Here is a 1,584-nt window from a genome sequence, read left to right as displayed (position 1 = left end):
AGCTTCTGTTATTGAAGCAGGGGCGACGATCCGGCGCACCGCGACCAAGAGGGGAGGCGGACGGTGCCGTCCCCGCTGACGCCCGTAAAACAACTTTATCGTATCTTAAAACGAGATGGGCACGTTCGGGGCTTTATATTGGCAAAACCGATTCCGAACGGGGCATAACTTAGGACAGAGCGCGCAAATCCGGCCGCAGCTCATAGCTTGGCCAAACTCGAGTATAATTCAGTGCAGATCAAAGACGTCATTCTCACGCCCGGCAACGGCGCCTTCTTTTATGACGATCAAGCTGCCATTAGGGCAGGGGTTGGCCAGGACGGTTTTGTTTACGTCGGCGAGCCATTGACGCCCGGCTTCCGTGATATCCGTGTTCCGGCAGCTTGCTTAAGCGTCGGGCTTGTCCTGGAAGACGATATGGTCGCCTGGGGCGATATGATGGGAGTGCAATACTCAGGGGCTGGCGGGCGTGACCCCCTGTTTGACGTCGGAGCCATCATGGATCTCACGTCACGTGTTGTTGTCCCGCGGCTCTTAAACATTGATGCGTCCAGCTTTTTGACAGCCTGCTCCAGTGTCTTCGATCTCCATACTGGGAAACGACTCCCACTATGCATCGAATATGGGGTCAGCCAAGCCCTTTTAAGCGCTGCTGCCCATGCTGCGCGTCGTACCATGGCGGAGGTGGTTTGTTCGGAATTTTGCCTATCCATGCCGCATCGTCGTGTCCCAATTTATTGCCAGAGCGGTGATGCGCGCGAAATCAATGTCGATAAAATGATCCTGAAGGGGGTGGATGTGATCCCGCATGGCCTCATCAACTCGCGTAGCAAATTCGGCGTTGGGGGAGAAACCTTTCTGGATTTCGTCAAATGGGTGGCGCACCGCGTCAAGCAAATCGGCCAACCAGACTATTCTCCGGTGCTGCATTTCGATGTGTACGGCTGGATCGGTATGGAGATCGGGCTCGACGTCCAGCGCATCGCCGACTTCATCAGTAAGGTTGCTGACGCGGTTCCGGAGTTCACGGTGAATATCGAATCGCCAGCCGACTTCGGGTCTACGCCGGCGCAGGTCGAAAATTACGGGCAGATCGTCGGCATTCTGAATGCGCGCGCGTCACGTGCGCGCATCGTTGTCGATGAACGCTGCAACACCTTAGAGGATGTGCGTCTGTTTGCGGAGGCTAAGGCGACCCATCTCGTGCAGATCAAGACGCCGGACGTGGGCTCGATCGCCGACAGCGCCCGTGCGGTGCTTCTGTGCAAAGAGAACAACGTGGACGCCTATGTGGGAGGCAGCTGCAGCGAGAGGGATCTCTCCGCGCGAGCGACGGTTCACATTTCGGTGGCAACACAGGCGGACATGATGCTCGCGAAGCCTGGCATGGGCATCGACGAAGGTCTTTCCATTGTAGGCAACGAACAAAATCGGTTGCTCGCCATGCTTGATCGGCGTCGGGCACAAAACCTGAAAGCCGCGTAGGAAGCGCCCTGATGCTAAACAGTCTCAAGGACATCACGGTTGTGGCGGTCGAACAGGCCGGTGGGGCCCCCCACGCCTCGGCTCGCCCTGCTGAAGCAG

1 protein-coding gene is annotated in these 1,584 nt (G+C 57.3%); it reads left to right on the top strand.

Going from position 1 to position 1,584, the window contains the following annotated elements:
- Positions 1-231: 231 nt before the first annotated feature.
- The gene (locus EN994_RS30620) at positions 232-1,485 is read left to right on the top strand and encodes a methylaspartate ammonia-lyase (protein ID WP_127308108.1); all 1,254 of its coding nucleotides are present in this window, start codon (positions 232-234) and stop codon (positions 1,483-1,485) included.
- The last annotated feature ends 99 nt before the right edge of the window (positions 1,486-1,584 follow it).

Source organism: Mesorhizobium sp. M7A.F.Ca.CA.002.09.1.1 (assembly GCF_003998555.1).
GTDB lineage: Bacteria > Pseudomonadota > Alphaproteobacteria > Rhizobiales > Rhizobiaceae > Mesorhizobium > Mesorhizobium ciceri.
Note: the sequence above shows the minus strand (reverse complement) of the source record. Positions and strands in the feature narration are given on the sequence as shown.